This window comes from Mucilaginibacter sp. P5_A4 (genome assembly GCF_056400605.1).
Window position 1 is genome coordinate 1 of record NZ_JBFUKX010000066.1, and the last position, 26,303, is coordinate 26,303.

Annotated in this window: 20 protein-coding genes; 13 read left to right on the top strand and 7 right to left on the bottom strand. The window is 41.8% G+C overall.

Features of this window, described 5'->3' with window-relative positions:
- Window positions 1–328 precede the first annotated feature (328 nt).
- Entirely contained in the window at window positions 329–1,504 is a 1,176-nt protein-coding gene (locus AC1DQW_RS25280) for a DUF5009 domain-containing protein (RefSeq protein WP_477456587.1), read from the top strand.
- 88 nt (window positions 1,505–1,592) lie between these two features.
- Here the strand turns inward: AC1DQW_RS25280 and AC1DQW_RS25285 are convergent, their stop codons facing one another.
- From AC1DQW_RS25285 to AC1DQW_RS25295, 3 genes are all read right to left on the bottom strand, one after another.
- Window positions 1,593–2,351: a ThuA domain-containing protein gene (locus AC1DQW_RS25285; RefSeq protein ID WP_477456588.1), complete on the bottom strand. Its 759-nt coding sequence runs from the start codon at window positions 2,349–2,351 to the stop codon at window positions 1,593–1,595.
- A gap of 35 nt (window positions 2,352–2,386) precedes the next feature.
- Window positions 2,387–4,780 carry an ABC transporter permease gene (locus AC1DQW_RS25290; protein ID WP_477456589.1) on the bottom strand — a complete coding sequence of 798 codons (2,394 nt, stop codon included), beginning with the start codon at window positions 4,778–4,780 and terminating at the stop codon, window positions 2,387–2,389.
- Window positions 4,781–5,144: 364 nt separating this feature from the next.
- Window positions 5,145–6,971 carry a glycoside hydrolase family 9 protein gene (locus AC1DQW_RS25295; RefSeq protein WP_477456590.1) on the bottom strand — a complete coding sequence of 609 codons (1,827 nt, stop codon included), beginning with the start codon at window positions 6,969–6,971 and terminating at the stop codon, window positions 5,145–5,147.
- Between the two features lie 300 nt (window positions 6,972–7,271).
- Here AC1DQW_RS25295 and AC1DQW_RS25300 point away from each other — a divergent pair, with 300 nt between their 5' ends.
- Window positions 7,272–7,733: a nuclear transport factor 2 family protein gene (locus AC1DQW_RS25300; protein ID WP_477456591.1), complete on the top strand. Its 462-nt coding sequence runs from the start codon at window positions 7,272–7,274 to the stop codon at window positions 7,731–7,733.
- 3 nt (window positions 7,734–7,736) lie between these two features.
- On the opposite strand, the gene AC1DQW_RS25305 is transcribed toward AC1DQW_RS25300, so the two are convergent.
- Window positions 7,737–8,222: a DUF421 domain-containing protein gene (locus tag AC1DQW_RS25305; protein WP_477456592.1), complete on the bottom strand. Its 486-nt coding sequence runs from the start codon at window positions 8,220–8,222 to the stop codon at window positions 7,737–7,739.
- Window positions 8,223–8,585: 363 nt separating this feature from the next.
- Here AC1DQW_RS25305 and AC1DQW_RS25310 point away from each other — a divergent pair, with 363 nt between their 5' ends.
- From AC1DQW_RS25310 to AC1DQW_RS25360, 11 genes are all read left to right on the top strand, one after another.
- Window positions 8,586–9,764 (top strand): sensor histidine kinase, encoded by a 1,179-nt coding sequence (locus tag AC1DQW_RS25310; protein WP_477456593.1) that lies wholly within the window; start codon window positions 8,586–8,588, stop codon window positions 9,762–9,764.
- Window positions 9,765–9,776: 12 nt separating this feature from the next.
- A complete protein-coding gene (locus AC1DQW_RS25315) occupies window positions 9,777–10,472 on the top strand; it encodes a LytR/AlgR family response regulator transcription factor (RefSeq protein WP_477456594.1) in 696 nt (231 codons plus the stop codon).
- A gap of 112 nt (window positions 10,473–10,584) precedes the next feature.
- Window positions 10,585–10,962 (top strand): response regulator, encoded by a 378-nt coding sequence (locus AC1DQW_RS25320; RefSeq protein WP_477456595.1) that lies wholly within the window; start codon window positions 10,585–10,587, stop codon window positions 10,960–10,962.
- 101 nt (window positions 10,963–11,063) lie between these two features.
- A complete protein-coding gene (locus AC1DQW_RS25325; RefSeq protein WP_477456596.1) occupies window positions 11,064–11,312 on the top strand; it encodes a PqqD family protein in 249 nt (82 codons plus the stop codon).
- Window positions 11,312–12,364, top strand: a complete 1,053-nt coding sequence (locus AC1DQW_RS25330) for an ATP-grasp domain-containing protein (protein ID WP_477456597.1) — start codon at window positions 11,312–11,314, stop codon at window positions 12,362–12,364. Before AC1DQW_RS25325 ends, AC1DQW_RS25330 begins: the two co-directional genes overlap by 1 nt.
- A gap of 10 nt (window positions 12,365–12,374) precedes the next feature.
- Complete coding sequence (locus AC1DQW_RS25335) at window positions 12,375–13,730, top strand: hypothetical protein (protein ID WP_477456598.1); 1,356 nt, start codon at window positions 12,375–12,377, stop codon at window positions 13,728–13,730.
- Complete coding sequence (locus tag AC1DQW_RS25340; RefSeq protein WP_477456599.1) at window positions 13,727–15,883, top strand: urea transporter; 2,157 nt, start codon at window positions 13,727–13,729, stop codon at window positions 15,881–15,883. Before AC1DQW_RS25335 ends, AC1DQW_RS25340 begins: the two co-directional genes overlap by 4 nt.
- Window positions 15,865–17,040, top strand: coding sequence for a tetratricopeptide repeat protein (locus tag AC1DQW_RS25345; protein ID WP_477456600.1), 1,176 nt, complete (start codon window positions 15,865–15,867; stop codon window positions 17,038–17,040). The genes AC1DQW_RS25340 and AC1DQW_RS25345 overlap by 19 nt, the downstream gene beginning before the upstream one ends.
- On the top strand, window positions 17,028–17,648 hold the full coding sequence (locus tag AC1DQW_RS25350; protein WP_477456601.1) for a tetratricopeptide repeat protein: 621 nt from the start codon (window positions 17,028–17,030) through the stop codon (window positions 17,646–17,648). Before AC1DQW_RS25345 ends, AC1DQW_RS25350 begins: the two co-directional genes overlap by 13 nt.
- Before the next feature lie 144 nt (window positions 17,649–17,792).
- A complete protein-coding gene (locus tag AC1DQW_RS25355) occupies window positions 17,793–18,884 on the top strand; it encodes a hypothetical protein (RefSeq protein ID WP_477456602.1) in 1,092 nt (363 codons plus the stop codon).
- Between the two features lie 139 nt (window positions 18,885–19,023).
- A complete protein-coding gene (locus AC1DQW_RS25360; RefSeq protein WP_477456603.1) occupies window positions 19,024–19,923 on the top strand; it encodes a hypothetical protein in 900 nt (299 codons plus the stop codon).
- A gap of 93 nt (window positions 19,924–20,016) precedes the next feature.
- On the opposite strand, the gene AC1DQW_RS25365 is transcribed toward AC1DQW_RS25360, so the two are convergent.
- The 3 genes from AC1DQW_RS25365 to AC1DQW_RS25375 are packed head-to-tail and all read right to left on the bottom strand — an operon-like array spanning window position 20,017 to window position 25,759.
- On the bottom strand, window positions 20,017–21,585 hold the full coding sequence (locus AC1DQW_RS25365; protein WP_477456604.1) for an FG-GAP repeat domain-containing protein: 1,569 nt from the start codon (window positions 21,583–21,585) through the stop codon (window positions 20,017–20,019).
- Between the two features lie 9 nt (window positions 21,586–21,594).
- Window positions 21,595–24,264, bottom strand: a complete 2,670-nt coding sequence (locus AC1DQW_RS25370; protein WP_477456605.1) for a glycoside hydrolase family 2 protein — start codon at window positions 24,262–24,264, stop codon at window positions 21,595–21,597.
- Between the two features lie 55 nt (window positions 24,265–24,319).
- The gene (locus tag AC1DQW_RS25375; RefSeq protein WP_477456606.1) at window positions 24,320–25,759 is read right to left on the bottom strand and encodes an alpha-L-fucosidase; all 1,440 of its coding nucleotides are present in this window, start codon (window positions 25,757–25,759) and stop codon (window positions 24,320–24,322) included.
- Between the last annotated feature and the right edge of the window lie 544 nt (window positions 25,760–26,303).

A 26,303-nucleotide genomic window follows, 5' to 3' on the forward strand; every position in this document is an offset into this window, starting at 1 on the left:
TTGCAGCACACTGGCACAATTGTACACGTATGGTTACTGAACCAATATAATGGAAGTGCATTGTCTTTTTTAGTTTTGTTAATGAGTATACCCTGCTAAATTTATTCACTCACAGCACATTTGATTGCTATTTTTATAATTATTCAAACACCTTCACTAAAGAATTTTCAGTCTATAAGCAGCAGTCGTTTCAAAACCGGAAGTTTAACACAAAATTTAAAAAGAATGTCGATCTTTTTAATTACTATAGTTTTACTCACAAATAGTCGATATATTTATTAGGTTAAAAAAATCGAATTCCAAATCCCCTAAAACTCAAAACATCACGATGAACCAACTCCCCAAACGTCTTTTATCCATTGATGTACTCCGTGCCATCACTATGCTGCTTATGATATTTGTTAATGACGCCAGCGGCGTAAAGCACATCCCCGAATGGATAGATCACGCCGATGGGAAGGCAGACGCAATGGGTTTTGCAGATACCATTTTCCCGGCGTTTTTGTTCATTGTAGGGCTTTCGTTGCCTTTTGCCATCAAAAACAGGATGAACAAGGGCGATTCATTTTCATCAATATTAATGTATATCCTTACCCGCAGCGCTGCACTGATTATTATGGGCTTTTTTCATGTAAACCTGGAAAACTATAGCCTTACAGCGGGCATTATACCGCAGGCTTTGTGGGCTATATTAATAAGTATCGGCTTCTTCCTCATCTGGCTGGATTATCCCGAAACCATGGCCAAAGCAAAACGATACACCCTTATAGGCGCAGGGATTTTACTGCTTATCGTTATGGCTGTTATTTATAAGGGAGGCGAGGATGGTGTAATTCAAGGTATGCGCCCTTACTGGTGGGGCATATTGGGTATCATAGGCTGGGCTTACCTGGTATGTGCGCTGGTATACCTTTTGGCCAAAGGAAAAATGAATATCCTGGTGATTGCCCTGCTTGCTTTTGTTGCTATAAATATTGCCAGGCACACTGGTGTTTTCAAGTTTAAAATTCCGGTGCTGGGCGATGCTTCAGCAGTGTGTTTGGTAATGGGGGGCGTTATGATCTCAGAGATCTATGCGCTGCTTGTATCAAAAAGCAAAACACAATTATTGTGGGTAATATTTGGCGCAACAGGCTTATTACTAATTGTACTGGCTTTTTTGATCCGTCCGTATGCCGACGGCATCTCAAAAATTCGCTCTACCCCGGCCTGGATCTTTATCTGCAGCGGGATTACCATATTGGTTTTCGAGTTGATGATCTTCCTGGTGGATGTTAAGGGTAAAAAGAATTGGTTTAAACTGATCTGGCCCGCCGGAACCAGTACGCTTACCTGCTACCTGCTGCCCTACTTCCAGGTGTTTATATTGAAGCTTTTCCACTTAAAGTACCCCTATATATTTAATAATGGAATCATCGGGCTGGCGCGATCCATGGCTACCGGGTTTATATTGATAGCCCTGGTTGGTTTAATGGAGAAGAAACGTATCCGTTTAAAAATCTGAAGCCTAAAGTCTTGAGTCGGAAGTCTTAAGTCAAGAGTCACAAATTGGAATTCAAACTTGGTACTTAAGACTATTGACTTAAGACTTACTACTTAACACCAGCAGCCCAGAAAATAGCATTTGTAACCAACTTTACCCAGGCCGGGTTATCCAACAGGTTTGGTGAGTGGCCCATGAAGATATAAACGTTGCGGGCTTTAACATGCTCATTGATCCATACCACAGGGTGATCACCCATTTTTATATCGCCCTGTGGTTCATAGGTTGATTCATCAACGCTTGCCAGTACATGAACATTGGGTCGCGGGCTTTTATCATAAGTATACCATTCCTCCTGTTCAATCGGGAAGGACGCGGGAACGCCCTTCATAACCGGATGCCGTTTATCCTCCACATTAACCGTGCCCCTGGCAAACGTTCCTATATAATTTTTCCAGCTGATGGCACCCATAAAATCCGAAAACCATTGCCATTCGTGAAATCCGTCAAACTCTCCAAGCAAGGTAGCATGATGAAAACCAACCCATCCGCCCTTACCCCCGGCAATATATTTTTTAAAAGCGGCAGCGGCACTATCCGGCCAGCCATAGGGTACGTAATCCAGTTGCAAAAACAATTGGTAGTGGCTTAAAAATTCGTCGTCAATTTTATCTGGGTTTTGGATATAGTCGATAGTAAACCCCTTTTCGGCAGCCTGTTTATCCAGCCATACTTTAGCACGTTTTGAAAACGCTATATGGTGGCCTCCGTTCTCATACAAAGCCAGCACCTTAAAATGTTTTGACTGGGCTTTTAAACTAACCGGGGCAAAAAGAACGAGTATGATAAGGAATAGTAATTTTTTCATAAAACTGTTTGAATTGTACATTTATCCGAATACCCCTACTCTGTCCTTAAACTTTTAACCGGATTGGCAATAGCCGCTTTTACGGTTTGATAACCTATGGTTACAAATACCACTACCAATGTAGATATACCCGCTACCGCAAACATCCACCAGGAAATACTGATACGGTAGGCAAAGCTTTGCAGCCATTTACTCATCAATAACCAGCTTACCGGTGTGGCTATAATAAAAGCCGCTAATACAAGCCATAAAGCTTCTTTACCCAACAGACTAACAATACCACTCACTGATGCACCCAACACTTTGCGGATGCCTATTTCTTTACGGCGCTGTGTAATGCTGTAAGCAGATAAGCCCAGCAAACCAAGGCAAGATATCATAATAGCCAGCGTAGCAAAACAGGTAAACAACTTACCAAAACGCTCCTCGGATTGGTATTGGGCATTGTAGGCCTCATCGGCAAAAAAGTAGCTCATGGGCATTCCGGGAGTTATCCGTTGCCAGGCAGCTTGCAGGGTACCGATAGTTTCCCGTATATTTTGGGATGATACATTCAACGTTAAAAAGGTGTAAAAGCCCGGTGCCATACGCATGGTAAGCGGCTGCACCTGTTCCTGGTACGAGTGGTAGTGAAAATCTTTCACTACGCCGATAATTACCCCCTTGCCTATCATTTGCTGAAACTGTTTACCAACGGCATCGGCAGGATTGGCGTATCCCAGGCTGCGGGCGGCGGTTTCATTAATGATCATAGCATTAACCATATCGTTGGCATAATCTCTTGAAAAGCTACGCCCGGCAATCACTTTTACATCGTATTGTTTTAAAAAGTCCTGGTCAACCATGTAGCCGTCTATCTGAAGGTCTTGCATAACATGGGCAACATTTTCTATTTTGGCCTTAAACTTACGGTTGGCACGCCCGGGCACACAGGATGCCATGCTGGCCATGCTTACACCCGATAAGGCGGTAAGTTGCTGTTTTACCGCCTCGGTATGTTCGGTAATCCGTGCATCGTAATGAAAATCGATCACCAGCATATGGTCTTTTTTAAAGCCCAGATCATGGTTTTGCATATAGTTGAGCTGCCGATATACAACTATCGTTGCCACAATAAGTACAACAGATATGGTGAATTGCCCTATTACCAGTGCTTTCCTAAAAGCCACAGCCCTTACACCAGAACCGATGCTCCCCTTAATACTGCTCAAAGGCTCAAACCCCGATATAAAAAAGGCCGGGTAAATACCAGATAGCAATCCCAGCGCCAGCGCCAATCCAAACAGCATCAGCATATACCTGCCCTGTTCAAAAACACCGGCAACAATAGTTTTACCGGCCACGTTATTGAACAAGGGTATCAGCAAAGCATAAAGCAGCATAGCCAACCCAAAGGCTGCTATGCATAACAATACAGCATCCATCAAAAACTGGATAACCAATTGACCTTTTGATGCACCTAAAACCTTGCGTACGCCAACCTCTTTGGCACGGTTTAGTGAAAGTGCGGTAGTCAAATTGATGAAATTGAATGATGCAATCAGTAGTACAAACATGGCTATGATGCCAAAAACATATACGTTGGTGATATTGCCCGTAATGATACTGCCGCCTTTGTTGCCACGGGCTTTACTTTTTAAATAAATGTTTTTAAGCGGTTCTATGCTTAAAGTATATTTAGCCTGGCTTTGGTCGAAGTGCTGTTTGGCAAAAGCTGGCAGTATGGATTTTAACCGGTTAGCGTTATAATTGTCATCAAGCAATACATAGGTGTTAAAGCCAAATGTGCTCCATCTGTTCATCCAATTGTCAGCGGTTCCGAAACTCATCAGACTCGACATGGAGAGCAGGATATCCGATTTAAAGTGTGAGTTGTTCGGAATATCTTTCATTACGCCGGTAACCGTGGTATTGTACTTACCATCAAGCAGCAATTGTTTTCCTACAGGATCGGAGGTTCCGAAATACCGGTGTGCCGCACTTTCTGACAACACCGCCTGGAATGGAGCCGTAAATACAGCTGTTTTATCACCACTTACCAACGGCAGTGTAAAAACATCAAATATCGAGCTATCAGCATAGGCTACCGTTTCTTCGCTAAAGTGGGTATCATCTTTACGTACAATGTAATAATCAAAAAACACCCGCGCATAAGCCTTTACACCCGGGCTGGCCTGCTGCAACATAGGGCCAAGCGCGGCAGGCGCACTTTCATAACTGGTACCTACCCCGGTTTTAACATCCGTAACCACGCGGTAAATATTATCGGCTTTGGTATTAAACTTATCGTAACTGAGTTCAAAGCTGATGTACAACAAAGCGAAAAAGCATACACAAAGTCCTGCTGCCAAACCAATAAGATTAATAAAGGTAAATGCCTTATTGCGCCATAGATACCTGAACGCGGTTTTGAAGTAGTTTTTAAACATAGGATGATGTTTGAGGCTGTAAGATAAGTAAGCAAAGCATATGAAGCAAATAAGGCTATCCCCCAAATACAACCATGTTTTTATAAGCCCACAAGCAAGTCATTTTGATAGAGGTAAAATTATTTGGTTAGATAGGCAAAAAAAGATATGCTTTATGGTGTCTTATGGTGCAGTGGTGGCCTGCTATTGACATTGGCGAATGTTGGTTTTATATTTTGGGGTGCAATACTTTTTGGCGCTATACAGTTTTTCAGGGGAGTATCTAATCTGAATTAGGTAGCATAATTACAGTTCCAAATCTGGCATTAAAACATTCGGGCTATTGGCTTATAGTCTTAACAAGCTTCATATCGCTTCAAATTAACTACTCATGTAAAGAGACAGCAAGCAGGTACCAGGCAGTGTGCGGCAGCCACTGCTCGGCCCAGCGCCAATCATAATCCTTGTGGATCTGGGCGTATGAAAGGTTAAAATCGATATCGTTTTCATCATTCAGCCCCGATGTTATGCCGTTTACAATACCACCGGGCGCATTGGTATATTCAAATGTACCAAAGAAGCCATAAGCCGGGTTATTATGCCCTGTGCCTTGCAGCATACTGGCGTCAAAAGGATTAAGTCCAAGCACCCAATTCAACTGATCGATGGCGAAAGTTTCCAGTTGATCGTGGAATGGCTTATTATCGGTAAACAAACCGGCAGCCAGCCTGGCCGCGGCAGCCATTGATGATAGCCGTGCGTTTTCGCCCTGCCACCATGGCGAGGCATCGCTTCCATGCGGGAAGAAGAACGATGTGCGTCTTTTGCCCAAAGTATCCTGCACCAATTGACGGCTGTAACCAAAGGGGTTATTCACTTCGTGCGTCACCTTTAACTCAAACTCAAAGGAGCTTTTGACGGCTTTTGTAATAGTCGCCTGCATCCCTGTATCAGCATAGGGGTAATAATAGATGAGGCTGGCCACAGGCAAACCCGCATCTGATGGATGGAAGAAAGGCCTGTCGGTACTATCGGCGCGCCAATAGTTTTTATAATCTTTCCATGTTGATAGGCGGCTTAATAAGCTATTGGCACGTTTGGTTGCGGCAGCTAAATACTCAGGTTTCTTGCTCGCTTTGTATAATTCGGTGGCTGCACTTAAGGCACAATAATCATCAAGTATATTTTCTTTACCATCAAAGGTCATGAGTTTATTATTCTTTTCCAGGAATTTAAAAGCGTTTTCGGCTGCCTGCAGGTATTGGGCATTGCTAAAATCGCCGCTTGCTTTTGCCGTTGATGCCATAGCAAGGGCGGCAATGGCTATACCGCCGCCAGAGCGATAACTGGCCTGGTAGCGGTGCCAGTCGACGTTTTGGGAACTATTATTGAAGGGTTGGTCTTTGGTTTGTTTGATGCGATAGGATGCATCTTCGGCACGGATCACCCGGTCTTTAGCCAGCTTACCCGGCCCAGGAGCTGATACAGACCTGTAGAACGAACCATCCTTAGCCTGGATCCTTACCAGGTAGTCGGCGCCATAAATGGCCTCATCCAAAACCCGGCGGTTAATCTGGCGAAAATCGGTAACCGTTTTTTTATTAAGTAACTCATTGGTTTTAAATAAACTATAAACCACTAAGGAAATTTGCTGCGGATTAAAATACAGCGAGAACGACAAATGCGAAAGGTGTTTGCCATAATCGCCTGTAGCATCGTACCAGCCACCATGGGCATCAACGGTATCGGCGGTTTTCCCGGCTAACGGCAGGTGGTGATCTGCCTTGTCAATCTCCCCCGCGCTGCGCTGCCCTTTGAAGTAATACACCACATCGCTCATGGTAGCCTGCTCCAAAACATTTCTACCTATTTTAAAGGGGTACGAACTTACCTTTTTACCGGAAAGGTCGACCTCTATCCTATAATTACCATTCGTAGTAAAACCACTGAAATCAATGGTATAAAACTCCCGGCCTTTCCAGCGGTTCACCTTACCACTGTAAGCAGGTTTGCCACTGAATACGATTTTATCAGCTTCATCCAATAATTTAAATGAGCTGATGGCGTATTGCTTATCGGTTACCACAATAGCTTTTTTTGCCTGCGTATCTTCGTAACCAACCTGGTTGATTACTATTTTTATATTTTGTGCAATGGCAATGCCGGGTAGGGCTATTGCGATGAGGAAAGACGATACTGTTTTATTGATCATGGATTAGTGTATTCTTAATGGTTAATGTTATATGCTTTGTACAGGTCACCTACACACCAGGAAGAAAATCGTGCCGGCCTTATTTTGCTTTTTTTTCCATCACTTTACCTCCACCGAATATAATAAATTATGCCCTGTTATATATTGCATTCTTATCCAAACAAAAATCATAACAAGTATTTTACATTACTGATCCTAACAGCCGTACATCACCATTTATCATATTAACATTACACCATTAAAATTTCAAAAGGCTTTTTTAAAAAATTCGATATCTTTAAACAATCAATTATTTACCTCATGAAAAAAGGACTGCTGTTATTGGGTTTTACACTTTTATTCGCTTTCGATTCTTTTAGCCAGGATCAGAAAGCTATGCTTTATAGCAAGGATCCAAAGCTTGCCAAAAACAAAAAACTGGTTTATGATTTTTGGCGTGAAGTGTTAGAAGGTGGGCACCTTGAGCTGGCTTCCCAATATTTACTCCCAACTTATATTCAGCATAACCCAAACGTTCCAACCGGCAGGCAGGGCTTTATTGATTTTTTTTCGAAGTTTGCCAAATCACAACCTATCAGTGCAACCATTAAAGCAAACCTGATCTCGATAGTTGCGGAAGGCAACCTGGTTGTACTTAGCTTTAAAGATGAACATCCAGATCCGAAGGTCACAGGCAAAAAATATATCACCACCTGGTTTGATATGCTACGTATCGAAAACGGAAAAATAGCCGAGCATTGGGATAATGCGCTTAAAGAGTAATCTTTATTTTTCAAGAGCGCTGATCTCCCCGTTCCGTTCCATGTATATTTTATCAATCTTCTCCAGGTCTTCCGTTGAGGCAGATTTGCGGACACCCTGCATTATATCTTCTTCACATACCAGGCCTCTTTCAAGATTCTTTTTAATGAACCTGCCATCTTTAAATATTTCTATCTTGTCGCCTTCAATAAATTTTCCAAAAGTTTTGTAATGCACCACCAGCCAGCCGAATATCCTGTGCATAATAACAATCGTAAAACAACACGTAATAACCGGCAAAAAATCCGAAGCGCCAACAATAGCACGGCTAAGTATTGCACCCAGCGAAATAGTAATAATATTATCAAGCGGCGTGCGGATGCCAAATGAGCGCCTGCCCGATAGCCTGATAAGCACCAGCGCTATCACAAAAACAATAACTCCACGGCTACTCATTTGTATTACATTGAGATCTTTGCCTTCGCCAAAAATTTCCTTCACCAGTTCCATGTTGCTGATATTAATGTTTTGCTGATATTAGCTTAACAACCAGAAACTATTACTGTTTACTTCAAAACAATTACCCCATTCATCTATACAAAACCACGGTTCACCGATAAATCATTGTCCGTTGCCCAATCATTTACCACCTTTGAATCACTGATCCGGGGATAGGGACATACCCGGGTTATTGTGTTTTGTTTTTTTTCATAAAGTTTATAGCGTTCCGTACAGGTACGGGACGCTATTTATGATTCTGAACAAATCAAAAGATTCCATTCAATGGAAGAGGCTTTGCTTAAAAGTTTAACTATTTTAAGACGATCTTTTGTTGACGGCTAATGGCTGCTATATTTAATAAATTTTTTTTAGATGATTCTTTCCAAAAAAGCCACCAATATATTTATTCACGCTGCCGGCTGGCTGGTATTTTTTGGCTTCCCGTTGTTATTTATGAACCGTACGCAGCAAAGCAGCAGCAGCACATACAACGTTATTTTATCGCCCTATTACTGGCTATTTTGTCTTACTTATATTTTCATGTTTTATTTTAATGCCTGGTACCTGGTGCCACGCTTTGTGTTTCATAAAAAATATGTGGTTTACGGGCTTATAGTATTGCTGCTTTCTGGCTGTGTGTACTTCTTACAGCCCTTTGATAACCTGCTTTTACACAATCTGCTTAAAGAAAAACAAAATACCGTGGCAACTATCGGTCCGCAATTGATGCCCGGGGCCGATAGTGGCGCTGCAGATCCAAAAAATCTGCCTTTCGGACCGCTGCCGCATGAAGATCTGCGAATGCAGGACCCAAGCCTTAAGAAACCATCAAACCAAATCATTTTCATCCATCAGTCGGGAAATATTGATATGGTGGGCCTGTTTATTTTCATCATCGTTATTGGCCTGGGCATTGCCATGAGCACTGTACAAAAATGGCAGGTTGCCGAGCAAATGGTGATAAGGGCCGAGGCGGAAAAGGTTCATGCCGAGCTATCATTCCTTAAAGCGCAGATCAATCCGCATTTCCTGTTCAATACGTTGAATAATATATACGCGCTATCGGTTACAGATAGTAAGCATACCTCGGAAAGCATCATGAAATTATCCAACATTATGCGATACGTTACAGATGAAGTGACCGAGGATTTTGTGCTGCTGCAAAGCGAGATAGATTGTATCAATGATTATATCGACCTGCAAAAACTGCGATTAGGCAAAAAAACAACGCTTAATTTTAGTTTCTCGGGCGATATCGACCAGCAGAAGGTCCCTCCGCTGGTATTGATGACCTTTATTGAAAATGTATTTAAATACGGGGTGAGTAAACATGAACCGTCGGTGATCAGTATCAATTTGAAGGTAACTCCAGGTAAGATCCTCTTCACTTGTGAGAACATGATATTCGACAACCGCCCCTCATCCAGCCGCAAAGGTATAGGCATTACCAATACCCGGCAGCGGCTTCAACATATTTACCCCGGCAGGCACAGGCTGAATATAAGTTCGGACGGCGGCCTGTTTAGGGTGGAATTAGAAATTGACAGTTAATTGAACACCATTATGCAGTTAAAATGTGTAGCCATTGACGATGAACCACTTGCGTTGGAAATTCTCAAAAAATATGTATCCGACTATCCGTCTTTGAAGATGGTAAATACTTTTGAAGACGCCATATCCGGCGCCGAATATTTAAAAAGCAACAAGGTAGATGTGCTTTTTGTAGACATTAATATGCCCGATATTACCGGGGTAGACCTGGTGCGCTCCCTACAGGAAAAACCAATGATAATATTTACCACAGCCTATAAAAAATTTGCTTTTGAAGGCTTTGAACTCGAGGCTTTGGATTACCTGCTAAAACCCATCAATAGCAACCGTTTTGGTGCAGCAGTGCATAAAGCTATTGACTATTACCAGTTTAAACACACCGACCATACAAGTGAGGATGAACACATTTACGTGCATTCGGAATACAGGGTGATCAAGATCAGTATCAGGGATATAGAATACATTGAAAGCATGCAGGACTACATTAAGATCCATTTACTAAGCGCCGAAAAACCGGTGCTTACCCTGATGTCGTTAAAAAGCATTATCGAAAAAATACCCGCTACCCAGTTCATCCGTATCCACAGGAGCTTTGTGATTGCCAGGGCCCAGATCAGGTCGATATACAACCGCAAAGTTAAACTGCGTAATATCGAATTACCGGTTGGTACAAACTATGCTGATTTTATTAAAGACTGGCCAAAATAACGCTGCATCGGCCCATTCATCGGCACATTCATGGTATTGAACGGCACATTGTTTTATATTGAAAGGAATAAGCTCAATTTTATATTATAAATATTGAATACCCCCTTAGCATATGAAAACTACCGGCACCAAAAAAAAGATCCTGATACTGGACAAAAATAGCAGGATGTTATCAGTAATTGACGACATTATGTACTATGGCGATTTTGACGTTCATTTAACCTATGATCCCGATGCCATATATGATAAGGCAAAAGTGATCAATCCTGACCTGATTATACTGGAATATTTATTACTGGATACAGATTGCGCTTTGGTATGCCAGGATTTTAAGGATGATGAACAATTGAAGGGTGTACCTATCATTGTAGTTACGGCCTTTAAAAGCAAAAAAGCACAGCAGGAATCATATAAGTGCGATGCGCTTTTTATAAAACCATTGGATATGGAATTGCTGGCATCAAGGATGCAATATTTAATGGCATCATAAATAAGGCTTTACAATGAAACACCGTATACGGCATTGATTTTGTAAAACTCGCTTAAACAAGTAAGTTTAACTTTTATTATTTACAGCCTTGCCAATTATAAATGAAGATAAAGAGTAACATAGCCACCAGCGAAAACGGGTTTATTTTTAATCCCTCTACCGGCGATTCCTTTTCGGGTAATGCCATGGCTGCACGTTTTTTAATAGCGATGAAAAGCGGCAAAACCGTGTACGAGATCAAAAAAGATATACTTGATAAATACGATGTAAGCGTAGCCGAGCTGGAACGCGATTGGGAAGATTGGATGATACAGCTGAAAGAAGCTAATTTGCTTGAAACTGAAGGATAATGGCAGATAAGTACGCTAATTTATGTATTGCCGTTACCGGGATAAATGCCAATGATAATCCGGGCCCGGGGATGGCTGTTATCCGTTCATTAAAAGCAGCTTTTGGAGCAGGCTTAAGGATCATAGGTTTATCATATGAACCGTTGGAACCAGGTATTTATTTACATGAACATGTAAATAAAACCTACCAGATACCATACCCAACCGAAGGAACAAGCGCTTTATTTGAGCGGCTCGCCTATATCCATCAGCAGGAAAAGCTGGATGTGGTTATTCCGAACTTTGATTCGGAGCTGTTTAACTTTATAAAGATCGCTCCGCAATTGCGGCAGATCGGCATTGCGGGTTTTCTGCCAACGCACCAGCAGCTTGCTTTACGCGACAAGGTACATTTAAAGGATTTTGGATTGAAGCATGGGTTTTACGTACCGGCCGATCATAAACTGTATACCGCCGACGATATAAAAACTGCTGCGGATGAGTTTAACTTCCCGATGGTGATAAAGGGGAAATTTTATGAGGCCTATGTAGTTTACACCATGGACCAGGCCGTTAAAGCATTTCACCAGTTGAACGCGGCCTGGGGAGTACCGGTGATTGCACAGCAGCATATAAAAGGTACCGAGATAAATATAGCCGCCCTTGGCGATGGCAAAGGCAGTACACTAAGTATAGTAGCCATGCGGAAGCTATACATAACCGATAAAGGAAAAGCCTGGGCGGGAGTTACCATTAAGGACGATAAGTTTATTGAACTGGCCAATAATTTTGCCCGTGCAACCAACTGGAGAGGCGGCTTTGAAATGGAGATCATGAGCAACGAAGAAGGGCATTTATATGTTTTGGAGATCAACCCACGGTTTCCGGCATGGATTTATTTAACAGCCGCGGCCGGGCAAAACCAACCTGCTGCATTGGTAAAAATTGCTTTGGGCGATGATGTTAAAGCTTTTGATGATTACCAGGCTGGTAAATTATTTGTGCGGTACTCGTGGGACCATATAACCGACATTACCGATTTTCAACAATTCTCGGTATTTGGCGAACTATAATTTGATTATAATGAAAAAGCTGGAATACGAAAAACCATATATTAAAAAGCTGCACGCCGGTGTTATGAACAAGTTTGGCACCCGTACCGGTGTGCAGCCTGTTAAAAGCATCGATGGTGTTTCGGTTAAAAGCCTGATCGAGAACTATGGTTCTCCTGTTTTTGTACTATCAGAAAAGCAGATCCGTAAAAATTACCGTTCGGCATACAGGGCCTTCAGCACACGCTACCCCAAAGTACAGTTTGCATGGAGCTATAAAACCAATTACCTTAATGCTGTTTGCCAGGTATTTCACCAGGAAGGTAGCTGGGCCGAGGTGGTATCTGGTTTTGAGTACCGCAAAGCATTGAGCAATGGCGTACCCGGCAACAAGATCATTTTTAACGGTCCGGGTAAATCAAACGATGATTTGAAAATGGCCATCGAAAATGACTCGCTCATCCACATTGATCATTTTGAAGAACTGGGCAAACTGCTTGCATTAAGTAATGGCCTGGCCAATAAACCACGGGTGGCTATCCGCGTTAATATGGATACCGGCGTATACCCGCTGTGGGACCGTTTTGGTTTTAATTACGAAAACGAAGAGGCCTGGACGGCCTTATCAAAGGTTGTGGATTCGGGCAAGCTGCAATTGGTTGGCTTGCATTGCCACATAGGCACCTATATGCTTGCGACGGATGCATATGGCATAGCAGCTACCAAACTGTGTAACCTGGCGCTGCGCTGCCAAACCCAGTTGAACCACAAAATTGAATACATTGATATGGGTGGCGGTTTCCCGTCAACCAATACTTTAAAAGGCGCTTACCTGCCCGGGAATGATACCGTACCATCGGTAGATGATTTCGCGGAGGTTATCACCTCTACCCTGCTCGGCTTCGGCTTTGCCAATGAAGACCTGCCCCTGCTTATTTTAGAAAGCGGACGGGTATTGATTGATGATGCCGGGTACCTTTTAGGTACTGTTATTGCCAATAAGCGGTTAAGCACCGGCAAAAGGGCTACCATTATGGATTTTGGTGTAAACATTTTGTTCACCTCGTTTTGGTACGAGCACCAGATAAGCCCCGCGCAGGATTTTATGCCGCATAGCGAAAACATGGTAATATACGGTCCGCTTTGTATGAATATTGACGTGATCAGGGACAGCATCAACCTGCCGCTGCTTACCGCCGGCGACCAGGTGGTAGTACATAAAGTAGGCGCTTATAACATGACACAGTGGATGCAGTTTATCACCCTGCGGCCTGCCGTTGTGCTCATAGATGAGCAGCAACGTACGCACCTCATCCGCACCAGTGAAACGCTCAATTATATCGCAGAACCGGAACTTGTTCCCGCCCATTTAAAAGCCAGTAAGTGAAGCAAATTTCATCATTTATAAAATCGGTCGTCAATTCCTACTCGGTACTGTTTTTTTCGCAGAACCAGGTATTGGGAGTCATTTTATTGCTGGTTTCTTTTTTTAATCCTGTTTCGGGTTTTGCAGGGCTTGCGTGCGTAATTACATCGCTGCTGGTTTGCCGCCTGTTTAAATTTCACAGTGCCGATCTGCAAATGGGTATTTACAGTTTTAACAGTTTATTGTTGGGGATAGCATTCGGGGCATTTTACCAGGTTAACCTCATGTTTATGATATGGTTGTTTGCTGCCTGTATTTTGGTGATCGCAGCAACTATTATTATTTCGCAACGCTTCGGAAAATTAGGATTGCCAATGCTCTCGCTGCCATTTATCGTGGTATTTTGGATGGTACTGCTGGCATCAAACAGCATTTTCAGTATGGGTTTACTGCAAAAAAACAGTTACCTGTTAGCAGAGATCTATGCCGGTCCGTTTACACTGGCCGGCATTGATGGCTACTTTGCCGGTATACTGCCACAATTTGTTAGCTTATTCTTCCGCTCACTAAGCGCCATTTTATTTCAGCATAATATTGTTTCGGGCATGCTCATCAGTATTGGCATGCTTATTCATTCGCGTATTGCTTTTAGTTTGCTCATCATGAGCTTTATAACTGCCTGCGGATTTAATGGCATTACGCATACCTATCCCGAAGGCATCAGCTATTATCATTTGGGTGCAAATTTTATGATGACATCTGTAGCTATCGGAAGTTTTTTCACAATACCTTCCCTGCGCTCCTATTTGCTGGCAATATTGTGTATTCCGCTGGGTTTTATCATCATAAATGCGCTCACGGGCTTTATGTCGGTTCATTCGCTGCCGGTTTTTTCGCTGCCATTTTGCATCGTCAATATCAGCCTGCTATATTTTTTAATCCTGCGCAAATCACCAGGAAAATTACAATTAGCTACTGTACAGCATTACTCGCCCGAAAGAAACCTGTACCAGTTTTTAAACCAGCAGCACAGGCTTAATGATTTGAAATACATTAAGCTAAACCTGCCTTTTATGGGCTACTGGACAGTTTCACAAGGCTACAATGGTGCTATTACGCACAAAGGCGACTGGAGCCAGGCCCTTGATTTTGTGATCCGCGATGATGAACAAAACACCTATCAATATCCGGGCACGCTACCCGAACATTTTTATTGCTACAATAAACCCGTATTAGCCTGCGGCGATGGCATTGTTGAACTGGTGGTTAACCATATTGATGATAATGCCATAGGCGAACAAAACCTGAAAGAGAATTGGGGCAACACCGTAGTGATCAAACATACTACCGGTCTATATTCTAAAGTATCACATCTTAAAAAAAAATCTATTAAGGTAAAACCCGGCGATGTGATAAAACAGGGTGATATGCTGGGTTTTTGTGGCAATTCCGGTCGTTCGCTCGAGCCGCATTTACATTTCCAGGTACAGGCTACGCCCTATATCGGGTCGAAAACATGGAGTTATCCTTTTGCTTATTATTTTAACCGCAAAGACGGCAAAAACAGCCTGGAAAGCTATAGTGTTCCTGCTGAAGGTGAGTTAATTGGCAACCTGGAAGTTAACATGCCGGTAAAAAAAGCCTTCGACCTGCAGCCAGGTTACACAGCAAAACTCACCCGCGAAAACGGAGCAACTGAAGAATGGGAAGTTTTTAAAGATGAGTTAAACCAATCCTGCATATACAGCAAAAACACAGGTGCTGCGGCGTATTTCATCAACAACGGCACCATGTTTTACTTCACCAGCTTTTATGGCGATAAACAATCGTTGTTGTTTTATTTTTACCTGGCCGCGTACAAGGTAATTTTTAATAATACCGAAGCGATACTGGTTAACGATGAGTTCCCTTTACACCTAACCAAAAACAAAGCTTTGCTTTGCTTACAGGATTTTATAGCCCCTTTTTACCGGTTCATAAATATAAGTTACCAAAACAGTAGCGCGGATAAAAAGACAGGCTTAAGCATTGGATCGAAACAATACAGTGAAGTTGCAGGCAAAAAAATACAGATGATGGAAGCCACTGTTGATATAGATCATGGCAGCTTACTGGCTTTCTGCATAAATTTAAATGGCGAACATATTAAAGCACAATGGAGTACAGAAAACTGATAGTATTGCTTGCTTTGATATTTGCCACTCTTGCCGCCCGTGCACAAGTGAATAAATTTGCGCTGGCCGATAGTACAGCCGAACAATTATACAATGCCGGCGACTGGAAGCAGCTGATTATTTTTGGTAACAAATCAATTGCCATTGGCCTTGACTTCCCCGGTCTGCATTTTAAAATTGGATATGCCTATATGGTAACCGGTAACTATAAAGCTGCCATCAGCCAGTTTAACCAGGTATTAAATGCAGATTCCTTTAACTCGACGGCACGCCTGTACGCCTACTATTGTAACACATATCTTAATAATAACCCCGCAGCATCGTACCATGCCGCATACCTTGACAGGGAAACCTTGCATTCTATAAAAATATCCCCCTTCGGCTTAGTAGGTGCTGATCTTGAAAGCGGTATAAAACTGCCAAATAACAGTGAGCGCGACAATGGTTTTTTTGAACGTGTAGGCATTAGTAACCGTTTGGGCTGGCGCCTGCAATTGGAACAATCGGCAATTTCATTTAACCAAAATATATTCCGTTCATCGTATAATGATAAAAACTTATCCGGAAAAACTGATAAACAACTGGAATATTTTGTAAAGGCACAATTTGTGTTCAATAACTACCTTAGTGCAATGGGCTCATACCATTACTTGCACACTACTTACAGGGGTAATACTGACAACAGCAATTTGGGCTTGTTGGGTATAAAGTATACCGGTCGTTACATTAATTTGCAGGGAGATATTAATTTCGGGAACCTGATCAATAAAACTTTAAAACAATATAATACCAAACTGGATTTTTATCCGTTAGGTAACCTTAATTTATATACCATTAGCCGGGCATCTGTTTTGAACTTAAGCGGCATAAACAATTTTATTTACAGCCAGGCCATTGGGTTTAAGGTGTTGAATAAAACCTGGGTGGAAACAATGGCTGCCTTTGGTAACCAGGACGATTACCTGGATGCAGATGGACTTTACGTTTACAATTCCATCGACCCCACAAAATTTAAATGCGGAGAAACCGTTTTTTACCAGTTGAGCGCTCACGCCTTATTGGATTTAAATTATATTTATGAAAATAAAACAGACATATACCGTTCTGTAAATTACAATCAAAATTCTGTTACGTTAGGTATAATATGGAAATTTTAAAGAAAACGTTTATAGCAGCATTTTTTATTTTATTGGTGATAAGATTGCAGGCGCAAACCAATGCCGTGTTGCAAAAAGCCTTTCGCACCAGTTATGCCGATGAACAGAACAAAAATTATATAGCTGCCATTAACGATATTTATCCGTACCTTAGTGATAACAGTTATGAGGTAAATATCCGTTTAGGCTGGCTCCATTACCTAAATAAAAACTACACTGCATCACAGTCTTATTATCAAAAAGCCATCAGTATAAAACCGGGCGCTATTGAGGCAAAATTTGGATTTGTGAAGCCCCTGTCGTTTTTGCAAAGCTGGGATAAAGTACTTGAACAGTATTTAGCTATCCTGAAGATTGACCCTCAAAATACGCAGGCCAATTACTGGGCTGGTGTAATTTATTATAACCGAAAACAATATGATGCCGCCATCAGGTGTTTTAAGGTAGTAGTAACTCTTTACCCTTTTGATTACGATGGCAACCATATGTTGGCCTGGAGTAACCTGATGGCAGGTAAAAAGCCAGATGCCAGGTCGCTTTTTGAAAGGGCATTGGTAATTAAGCCGGCAGATGCTTCAAGTACCGATGGATTAAACAGGTGCAATTAATCGAGTCATTAAACCCGTTTATCGATTCCTGGCTTGGTTACCTGGTAATGTTATACCTTTGATGTGGTTTAATGCATCATGGTGAATGATCGTTTAAATTAACATCCCAATACAACACTCATAATAACCGTATATACCATATACATGAAAATAAAACATTTATATTTTAAACCACAGCTAATTGGTTTCCTGCTTTTCATTGTAGTTTTTAGCTCCTGCAAAAAAGATAAAACCACACCCAAAGTAGTAAATGCAACTCCGGTAACATTGGGTTTGTATCAATACGCATTAGGGGTAAATAAAAGAGTGCTTATTCCGGTTACACAGGTTGGTACGCAAACTGTAAATTACGGAAGCATATTTGATACCGGATCGCCGGGAATGACCATAGATGCCACAGGCTTACTCCCGGCAGCAATGATCACTTCAGCGGGAATTACGGTCACTGGCGATTCTACCGTTGTAAACGGTATTACTGTAACCTCAAAAACAGCTGTTATAAGTTTTGGCGATGCCACAGGCACCACTAAAGAATACGGCAACCTGGCCTATGCTAACATTAAAGTAGGCAACTCATTGGGCAGCATATCATTAAAAAGGGTACCCTTTTTTTTGTATTATAAAATAATTGATGGAAACGGCAACCAACTAAGTGCCCACGCTGCTGATGTTTTTGGCGTTGGGCCCGGTTTAAGCAATACCAGGAGCGAAATTTCAAGCCCGTTAAGGTTTTTTGATTATGGCACTGGCCTTACCAGCGGCTTTAAGCTGGCAACTTTAAATACAAGTTTTGCAAGTACACCTACCTACGTTTCCAGCTTGCTTACAGTTGGCCTCACAACATCAGATCTTTCCTCGTCAGGCTTCATTATGCACCCACTTACTTATTTTGCCAATGGCGGTTATTCGGCTAATATACCAGGAACAATAACTTACAGCGGGAAAACCATTTCGGCACAGTTCCTGTTTGATACCGGAACGCCATCTGTAACCACTATTGAAGATAAGCTTGCCACAAATGCCATTGGCCCATTGCCTGCAAATTCAGTAGTAACCATAACTACCAATAAGGGTTTTACATACACTTACACCACATCAAGTACCGGAAACCTTACCGAGGTACAAAACCCTAATAATACCGCCGATTACCGTACAATTTTAAGTATCGACTTTTTTATCAAAAATAAATACCTTACAGATTACGGCAATCATCAGATTGGGCTGAAGAATGATTAAGTAAATTTCGTTTGTCGATTTATAGCCGCTATTCATCGATACATTACCGGGAGCAACGGTATTCCCGGATTAATTTTGAGTAACAAAGCCTGCTGCCTGCTCTGGCAGGAACTTTTTAGCTAACCAAAATTAATTCGGAATGAAAAACAAACTTACCAACCCAGGATTGTTGATGCTGGCGGCTTTAATAGGCCTGGCATCATGCAAAAAGGAAAACGCCTCCAAATCGGCTACCAGTACAACTTCTTCTACCATTACATCTACCGGGGCCATTGCCATTAGTTTGGCATCTGGCTCAACAGATACGGTGTACATGGTTGGCTGCTATGGCAAGCACAGCAAAAATGACTCTGTTGCTTTTAGTGCACTGCCAACAACAATTGGTACTTACTTAACCGCAAACTACAGCGGCTATACTTTTAAAAAGGCTTATTCAATTACCGATAGCGCCAAAACTGTGGTTAATTACATTATGGTGATTAAATACAACAGCGCGCTGATTGGTTTAAAATTTATTGCAGATGGAACATTTGTAAGTGTACTGGAGCAAAGGGATGGCCATGATTTGCTGGGACAGGGATGGCACCGCGGCGGCCCGTTTGATAACAGGGATGGTAAACACCGCGATACGATAGCTATAGCTGCCCTGCCTGTTGCTGTAACCAGCTATTTTAAAATTACTTATCCAACAGATACACTGCTGCATGCTTCAATCATGCCGGATAGCGCCTATGTGCTCGTCAGTAAAAATAATGGCTTATACGCTACTGTAATTAAAGCAGCCGGCAGCTTTGTAAAACGCGTACAGATTAACCTGCATCCGGGCAAACCTGTTGCGGTAACTGCCGCCAACCTACCGGCCGCTATAACCACCTATTTAACCACTACCTATCCTGGTTATGTATTTGAAAAGGCATATTCGTTTAGTGTAAGCGGTACTTTAAAAGGGTATGCCGTATTAATTACATCCAACAGCACTAAATATATAGTGACATTTGATGCCAGCGGCGCGTTTGTAAAAGCGTTTGCAGTACACTAAGAATCTTCCCACAGTTAATAATAGTTAACCCGGCTCTCTTTAGGCAGAGACCGGGTTTTTTATTAGAAAAAAAGCGCTATTGATTATTCAGCGTTATTTTTTAGCATGATAAAGCTGATTCATAAAAATGGTGATCCCGTACTTAGCACTCTTCCATTTATCATCCAGGTCTTTAGGAACAGCTCCCGGGCTTTGGGCAAAATTGCCTGCTATTATATCCAAATCGCCGTCGCCATCGATATCGGCCTTTTCAAGAGTTAAAGTTTTAAGCGGCACCTCGCTTTTAAGGATGTAAGATTTAAAGGCAAACTTATCCTGGTTTGTATTTTCCAGGTATACAAAGGATTCATCTATCAATTTGCCAAAATCGGGAAAGAAAGCGCTACAGGCCAGGTCTATATCACCATCATTATCAAAATCTTCGGCCAAAACATGGGTTACGCCATATATTGGATAAAAAAACTGTTCTTTAAAAACGTTATTGCCTTGGTTAATATTAATCCTGATACCATGATAGGCTTTCAATACCTGGGAGTAATCGGCATTGTCGCCATTCACGGTTATAATATCGGTAAGCCCATCATGATTATAATCCACCAATACCATATCTGTAGTACCATAATTTGGCGGAAAACGCAGCACCCTTTCTTCATTAAATTTCAGATCATCTTTCTGGTAAAAAACATAAACACTCTCATCCCCCTGCGAAAACATAACTACAATATCCTTTTTGCCGTCGCCATCCATATCCGTCACGTAACATTTAATGGCCCCGGCAACCGATCGTAAAACAGTTTCCTTATATTTCCCGGCTTTGTTTTTTTTAAACAACGATAAGCTCCCGGTTTTATTCCCAAAATTACACACAATGATTTCGGGGATGCCATCATTATTAAGGTCGGTTATAATGGAATTAACTGGCCTGTGCAGCGAGTTTAACACAGCGGAGGCTGTACTGTCATTATAGTTTACATACGACCCCAGGCTCAGCTCGGTTGGGTATAGTTTACCTATCTCGGTAAAATAAGTACTTCCCTTATAAAAGTTAAAATCAACTACGGGGCTTTGCGTTTTTATAGTTTTGATAACACCGGTATTATATTTCCAGGTGAAAACCTCATTGCGATAATTCCCTATCCACAAAGTGTTGTTTTCCGGGTTATATTTTATCCCGGTTATTAAAGATGGCGGCTGATTATCAATTGGAATATCCTGCCTGGTGAACTGCTTAAGCGGACTGTTTCGGCTTAACCTGCTTTCGTCTGCAATAAGTGTATCGGGGGCCAGGCTTATAACATATGCTACCAGTTTGTCCCACCCATCCTTATTTAGAACCGGGGCATCGGGTATGATGTCATTTTTTTTAACGATGATCCTTTCCTCCTCTGATAACCCGCGCAGCGGATCGTAATTGGGATAAATGATTCCCATGCGTGCAGCCATCACGGGCAGTACATGTAAGCGCCAAACCTCTTTGGTTAAACTGACCGGATCGGGCAGCATATGGCATTTTGCACAAAAGTCGGTGAATAAAACTTTACCCTCATCATCAACCTTTGCCGGCTTTGAACCCGCAATCACAGGCCCCTGAGTTAATGAACTCAGACCGATCATCAACGTTAAGGCAAAAAGTCCTGTTAAGATGACCGGTCTGACATTCATAGTTGTTTGTTATTGATCAATACTTATCATTTGGGGAGTACCTGCGTCGTTCCAACCATTAATGCTCACAACCAGTTTTTTATTAGTTGCAGCCGCATTGTAATCAATAATTACCTTTTTTTCTTCCCCCGGTAACACAGTAATATAGTTATCGCTGTAAAATGCAGGTAATACCCGTGTTTTACTATCAGCGTCCACTAACGAAACTCTATTAAAAAACCCAAGTACGCTATTTTGTTTATTAACTAACGTAACTTCTACGTTACCTGGTTTTATGTATTTTGCTTTAACAGATAACTCCTGGGTTTTCATTTTTTGGAGACCCGAAAATGCGCCCTTGCTATCAGGGATCCAGTAGGTATTATCGGTGATAACTTTTTTATTTTCATCCAATAATTGTAATGACAGAAAAACACCTTCTTTGGCGGCAAGCTTATCAACAGATGCTTTAACAGATAAGTATTTTTTAACTGTATTGGCATTTATATCGGCAAAAACCTGGGTGATTAAGTTTTCTTTTCCCTCCATATCATAGGTTTTTATAACCATCATCATACTGCGCCTGGCTTTGAAGGTATTATTAGCAACCATAACCATACCATTTACAGGGTTATACATAATATGGAACGGCGCGCTGCCATTGTGTAAACCATAAAGGCAGGCATTAGGGTCAAGGTAATAATCATACATCTGCCCGCGCATGGCAGTCCATGGATTTTGAGTTTTCCAGATGATAAAGCCGGTGTACCAATCCCACATATGCGAGGAAAAACCTTCGGCAAGCCCGCGGTATTGGTCATAGTTTACCAGTTGCGCTTTCATTGCAAAATCGGCAGCGTTTTTGGCTTTGCCATATTTGTTGATACTGGTATCATAACCAATGTATTTATGGTAATCCCAAACGCTATCTACTTTATTTTTGTGCGTATCCTCGTCATAAACCGGCGGCACCATGTTAACAGTAGGGATAAATCTTTTCAATGATTCATAGTCGCCCACACCAACCGAACCTACCTCGGAGTTAAAAGGATAGGTTTTAAATTCCCAAAATACCGATAAAGGCTGAATACCATACGGCCCATCGCCGTTGCCCCCCAGTACATTATGCGACATGCTATCGGAGTTTGAGTAATCAACAAACCAGCGGGTATTATCAAGCTTGGGCAAAATGGTATCGCGTAAAGCTGCAAGGATATCCTCGGGCGGTGTGATCTCATTACCACCACACCAGATGGCCAACGAAGGATAGTTGCGTACCATCTTTATCTGGTCGATTGCCGAACGCAGGAACAGGCCATGATCATCCGGGTATTTGCGGCGGGTCCATTGGTCGTCAAGCTTCATTGGGTCCTGCCAGCGGCCGTTGCAATCGCCCGATCCCCACAGATCCTGGAAAACCAGCATACCGTATTTATCACAGGCTTCGTAAAATTCGGGCCGCTCAATCATAGCGCCCCCCCAAACCCTGATCAGGTTCAGGTTCATATCCCGGTGGAAACGAACTTCGGCACCATAACGCATATCCGACAGGCGCAGCATGGCATCGGATATAACCCAATTGCCACCTTTTATAAATATCTTTTGACCGTTAACCGCAATCTGCCGGCTTCCGGTGTGCTCGTTATACTCACTGGTTAATTGCCTTACCCCTATTTTAAGCAATTGCTGATCAGACACTGCTTTGCCGTTAACGGTAAACTTCAACTTAAAATCATACAAATGCTGCGCCCCGTAACCGTTTGGCCACCAAAGTTTAGGATTTGGCAAACTATAATCGCTGAAGCTTAAATCGGCAGTTGAGTTTGGTTTAAGACTGACGCTTTTTGAAATGGTTTTACCATCCAACTCAAAACTTAAGGTACCGCTAACCGGTTTTGTTGTTGGGTTATTTAGTTCGGCAGATACTTTGATAGTGGCAGGTTGCTGCGGACCTTCAGGCAATCTTACTCCCGGCACAAGGGTAACAATATGCTCATCGGTAATACGTACAGCCCCTGTTTTTTGAATAGTTACCTTGTCCCATATCCCGGTATTCCTGTCCCTCATCGGTTGAATCCAGTCCCAGCCTGCGGTATATTGTAAACCAACATTTCGGGCAATGGTACCATCACCACCCTGGCCGCCATTTGGGTTGCCCGGCACATCTGGCGGATGCACCAGTACGGCTAAACGATTGTTGCCATTTTTCGCCAAAAAAGATGTGATGTTATAGTTAAACCTTAAAAACATTCCTTTCTGAATGGTTTTGTTTAGTTTATGGCCGTTTAAATAAATATCACAGCTATAATTTATCCCTCTAAAATTCAGGTAAACCTGGCCTCCGTTTTGTGCCGGTGTTTCCTTAAAATCTTTTGCAAACCAATAAGTATAATAATCTGCCCCGGTTTTGTAAATATCAGGTATGTGCTCATTATTCATCCCCCAAAACGGATCGGGCACTTTGTGATTGTTTAACAATGTAGTTAAAACAGTGCCCGGTACGGTAGCAGGCATCCAGCTACCGGTATTAAACGCTGTTGTTGATAGTACTGGTCCATTATCCTTCACACTGCTTATAGGCGCGCACAGCCAGCCGGAGTTTAGTTCATAGCTGCTTTGTGCGTATATATTAGTTATGGTAAAAGATAAGGCCAGCGTGAAAAATAATTTACTGAGCCGGAATGATAGTGGTTGCGACATTTTATTTGATTATAGATCGTGTTATATAGGTATGGTATAAAAAGCATTAAGCTGATTAATATTGAATTTTAAATACAGCTGCCTGTGCCAAACCGTTTTGCGTTTGCAAAGATGCAGGTACATTTATTTTAATTACGCCTTCACTCGCGGTCCATTTTAGTTTTTTGCCGATACCCAGCAAACTTATTTTTTTAACCGTACCGGCATCCTTTAAATGTAATGAGATAGTTGAAGGCAAAACAACGGCGTCTTTATCCTTTTCGGCCAAAACAAATGCATATACACTTTTGCCTGCTTTGGTGTAATATATATTTCCTTCGGAGTAAGGCGCTATTGCATTGGAGTTATAAATACCTTCACCATTTATTTTAATCCAGTCGCCAATCTGTTTCAGGCGGCTATAGGCAACAGGGTCCCAGTCACCATCAGGGCCGGGGCCTATATTCATTAACAGGTTACCTCCGCGGGATACTATTTTCACCAATAAGGTTATTATCTCGCTGGCCGATTTATAATGATCGCCGGGTACATAGCTCCAGGAGTTACCCATAGTGATGCAACTTTCCCAGGGATGATCTAAAGGCGCATCCGGCACCTGCTGCTCGGGCGTGGTATAGTTTTCATATTGCCCGGCAACTGTACGGTCAACCACTATTAAACCCGGCTGTTTTACTCTTGCCGCCGCAGCTATCTTGGCCATGTCAATATCCTGATCATACGGAATGGTGCGCTGCCAGTCAACAGCTGGATCTATTGTGTTTTTGGGTCTAACCCAGCCGCCATCCAGCCATAAAATATCAACCTTACCATAACCGGTCATTAATTCCTGTATTTGATTAAAGGTAAAATCCTTGAATTTCTGCCAGCGCTCGGGATATTTAGCCGGATCATAGTTTACATTCCTGTCCTTAGGCGGAAAGTATGGCCACCAATAATTTTCGGTATGCCAGTCGGGTTTTGAAAAATAGGCTCCAATCATAAAGTTTTCTTTGCTAAAGGCATTAAATACCTCTTTGGCAACGTTGCTCCTGGGGTTGGCAGAAAAAGGCGTTTTTGAACTGGTAATTTTATAATCGGTTTGTTTAGTATCAAACATGCAAAACCCGTCATGATGTTTGGTTGTAAACACAACATATTTCATTCCGGCATATTTAGCAGCAGCCACCCATTTTTCGGGATCAAACTTTGTAGGATTAAAAGTTGTTTGCAGGTTTTCATAAGCTTTTTTATAGCCGTTGTAGTCGCCGCCATATGGACCACGGCGTTGTGTCCATCCTTCATCTTCGGGACAAATGCTCCAGCTTTCTACAACACCCCACTGACTGTATGTACCCCAATGCATAAATAATCCAAATTTAAGGCCCTGCCACTTATGCAGTTTTTTTTGTACCAGTGAATCATCAGGCACCACATAATCTTTTGACATATTATGTTGCTGCGCACTAAGGTTGCCAAAAGGCAACAGGCATGTAAACAAAATCAGTAGTTTTTTCATTTATATATATTTTTTTTGTTTCTTTATACTAACGCCAATTAAGGAACCTTAAATATTAATCTTTTTTGATAAGATCCACCAATTAATGGATAAAATTTGGATATTTTTTTTCCATTTCATTGCTTATTAGTTATAAAAAAGACACTTAGTGTATACCTTTAAGCAACATTAATATTATGGCAAATATCAAAAAAGTAACATTACTTTATTTACTTTATTATTTTTATATCAAATTGAGTTTTAAAATGTCAGTTTTACATTTCAAAACACGCCAAACGGGCCTTAATGTGCCCTATTGACAACTTTTTCATCCAATTTGCCTACACACTAAGTAAATAAAATGGCAGAAGCACGAATTTCCTGTAATTTTTCTGTTGAAATTAAAATAAATGCTTGTTTTTGTTATCAAATTGTTACATTGCATCGTGGTAATTGATTTGAGCACTCTTAAATGATTGAACTATTGAAAATCTCTAAAACTGATACTCCGGGTTTGTGGAAACAAGTTTGTTTTGATGATGATATCAAGGCATTTGAATTAATG

Bases quoted from the DNA above. Each gene is read 5' to 3' on its own strand.
- AC1DQW_RS25370 (WP_477456605.1), bottom strand. From the start codon at position 24,264: ATGTCGCAACCACTATCATTCCGGCTCAGTAAATTATTTTTCACGCTG.
- AC1DQW_RS25285 (WP_477456588.1), bottom strand. From the start codon at position 2,351: ATGAAAAAATTACTATTCCTTATCATACTCGTTCTTTTTGCCCCGGTT.
- AC1DQW_RS25335 (WP_477456598.1), top strand. From the start codon at position 12,375: ATGAAAAAGCTGGAATACGAAAAACCATATATTAAAAAGCTGCACGCC.
- AC1DQW_RS25365 (WP_477456604.1), bottom strand. From the start codon at position 21,585: ATGAATGTCAGACCGGTCATCTTAACAGGACTTTTTGCCTTAACGTTG.
- AC1DQW_RS25350 (WP_477456601.1), top strand. From the start codon at position 17,028: ATGGAAATTTTAAAGAAAACGTTTATAGCAGCATTTTTTATTTTATTG.
- AC1DQW_RS25325 (WP_477456596.1), top strand. From the start codon at position 11,064: ATGAAGATAAAGAGTAACATAGCCACCAGCGAAAACGGGTTTATTTTT.
- AC1DQW_RS25295 (WP_477456590.1), bottom strand. From the start codon at position 6,971: ATGATCAATAAAACAGTATCGTCTTTCCTCATCGCAATAGCCCTACCC.
- AC1DQW_RS25315 (WP_477456594.1), top strand. From the start codon at position 9,777: ATGCAGTTAAAATGTGTAGCCATTGACGATGAACCACTTGCGTTGGAA.
- AC1DQW_RS25310 (WP_477456593.1), top strand. From the start codon at position 8,586: ATGATTCTTTCCAAAAAAGCCACCAATATATTTATTCACGCTGCCGGC.
- AC1DQW_RS25360 (WP_477456603.1), top strand. From the start codon at position 19,024: ATGAAAAACAAACTTACCAACCCAGGATTGTTGATGCTGGCGGCTTTA.
- AC1DQW_RS25320 (WP_477456595.1), top strand. From the start codon at position 10,585: ATGAAAACTACCGGCACCAAAAAAAAGATCCTGATACTGGACAAAAAT.
- AC1DQW_RS25375 (WP_477456606.1), bottom strand. From the start codon at position 25,759: ATGAAAAAACTACTGATTTTGTTTACATGCCTGTTGCCTTTTGGCAAC.
- AC1DQW_RS25345 (WP_477456600.1), top strand. From the start codon at position 15,865: ATGGAGTACAGAAAACTGATAGTATTGCTTGCTTTGATATTTGCCACT.
- AC1DQW_RS25330 (WP_477456597.1), top strand. From the start codon at position 11,312: ATGGCAGATAAGTACGCTAATTTATGTATTGCCGTTACCGGGATAAAT.
- AC1DQW_RS25300 (WP_477456591.1), top strand. From the start codon at position 7,272: ATGAAAAAAGGACTGCTGTTATTGGGTTTTACACTTTTATTCGCTTTC.
- AC1DQW_RS25355 (WP_477456602.1), top strand. From the start codon at position 17,793: ATGAAAATAAAACATTTATATTTTAAACCACAGCTAATTGGTTTCCTG.
- AC1DQW_RS25280 (WP_477456587.1), top strand. From the start codon at position 329: ATGAACCAACTCCCCAAACGTCTTTTATCCATTGATGTACTCCGTGCC.
- AC1DQW_RS25290 (WP_477456589.1), bottom strand. From the start codon at position 4,780: ATGTTTAAAAACTACTTCAAAACCGCGTTCAGGTATCTATGGCGCAAT.
- AC1DQW_RS25305 (WP_477456592.1), bottom strand. From the start codon at position 8,222: ATGGAACTGGTGAAGGAAATTTTTGGCGAAGGCAAAGATCTCAATGTA.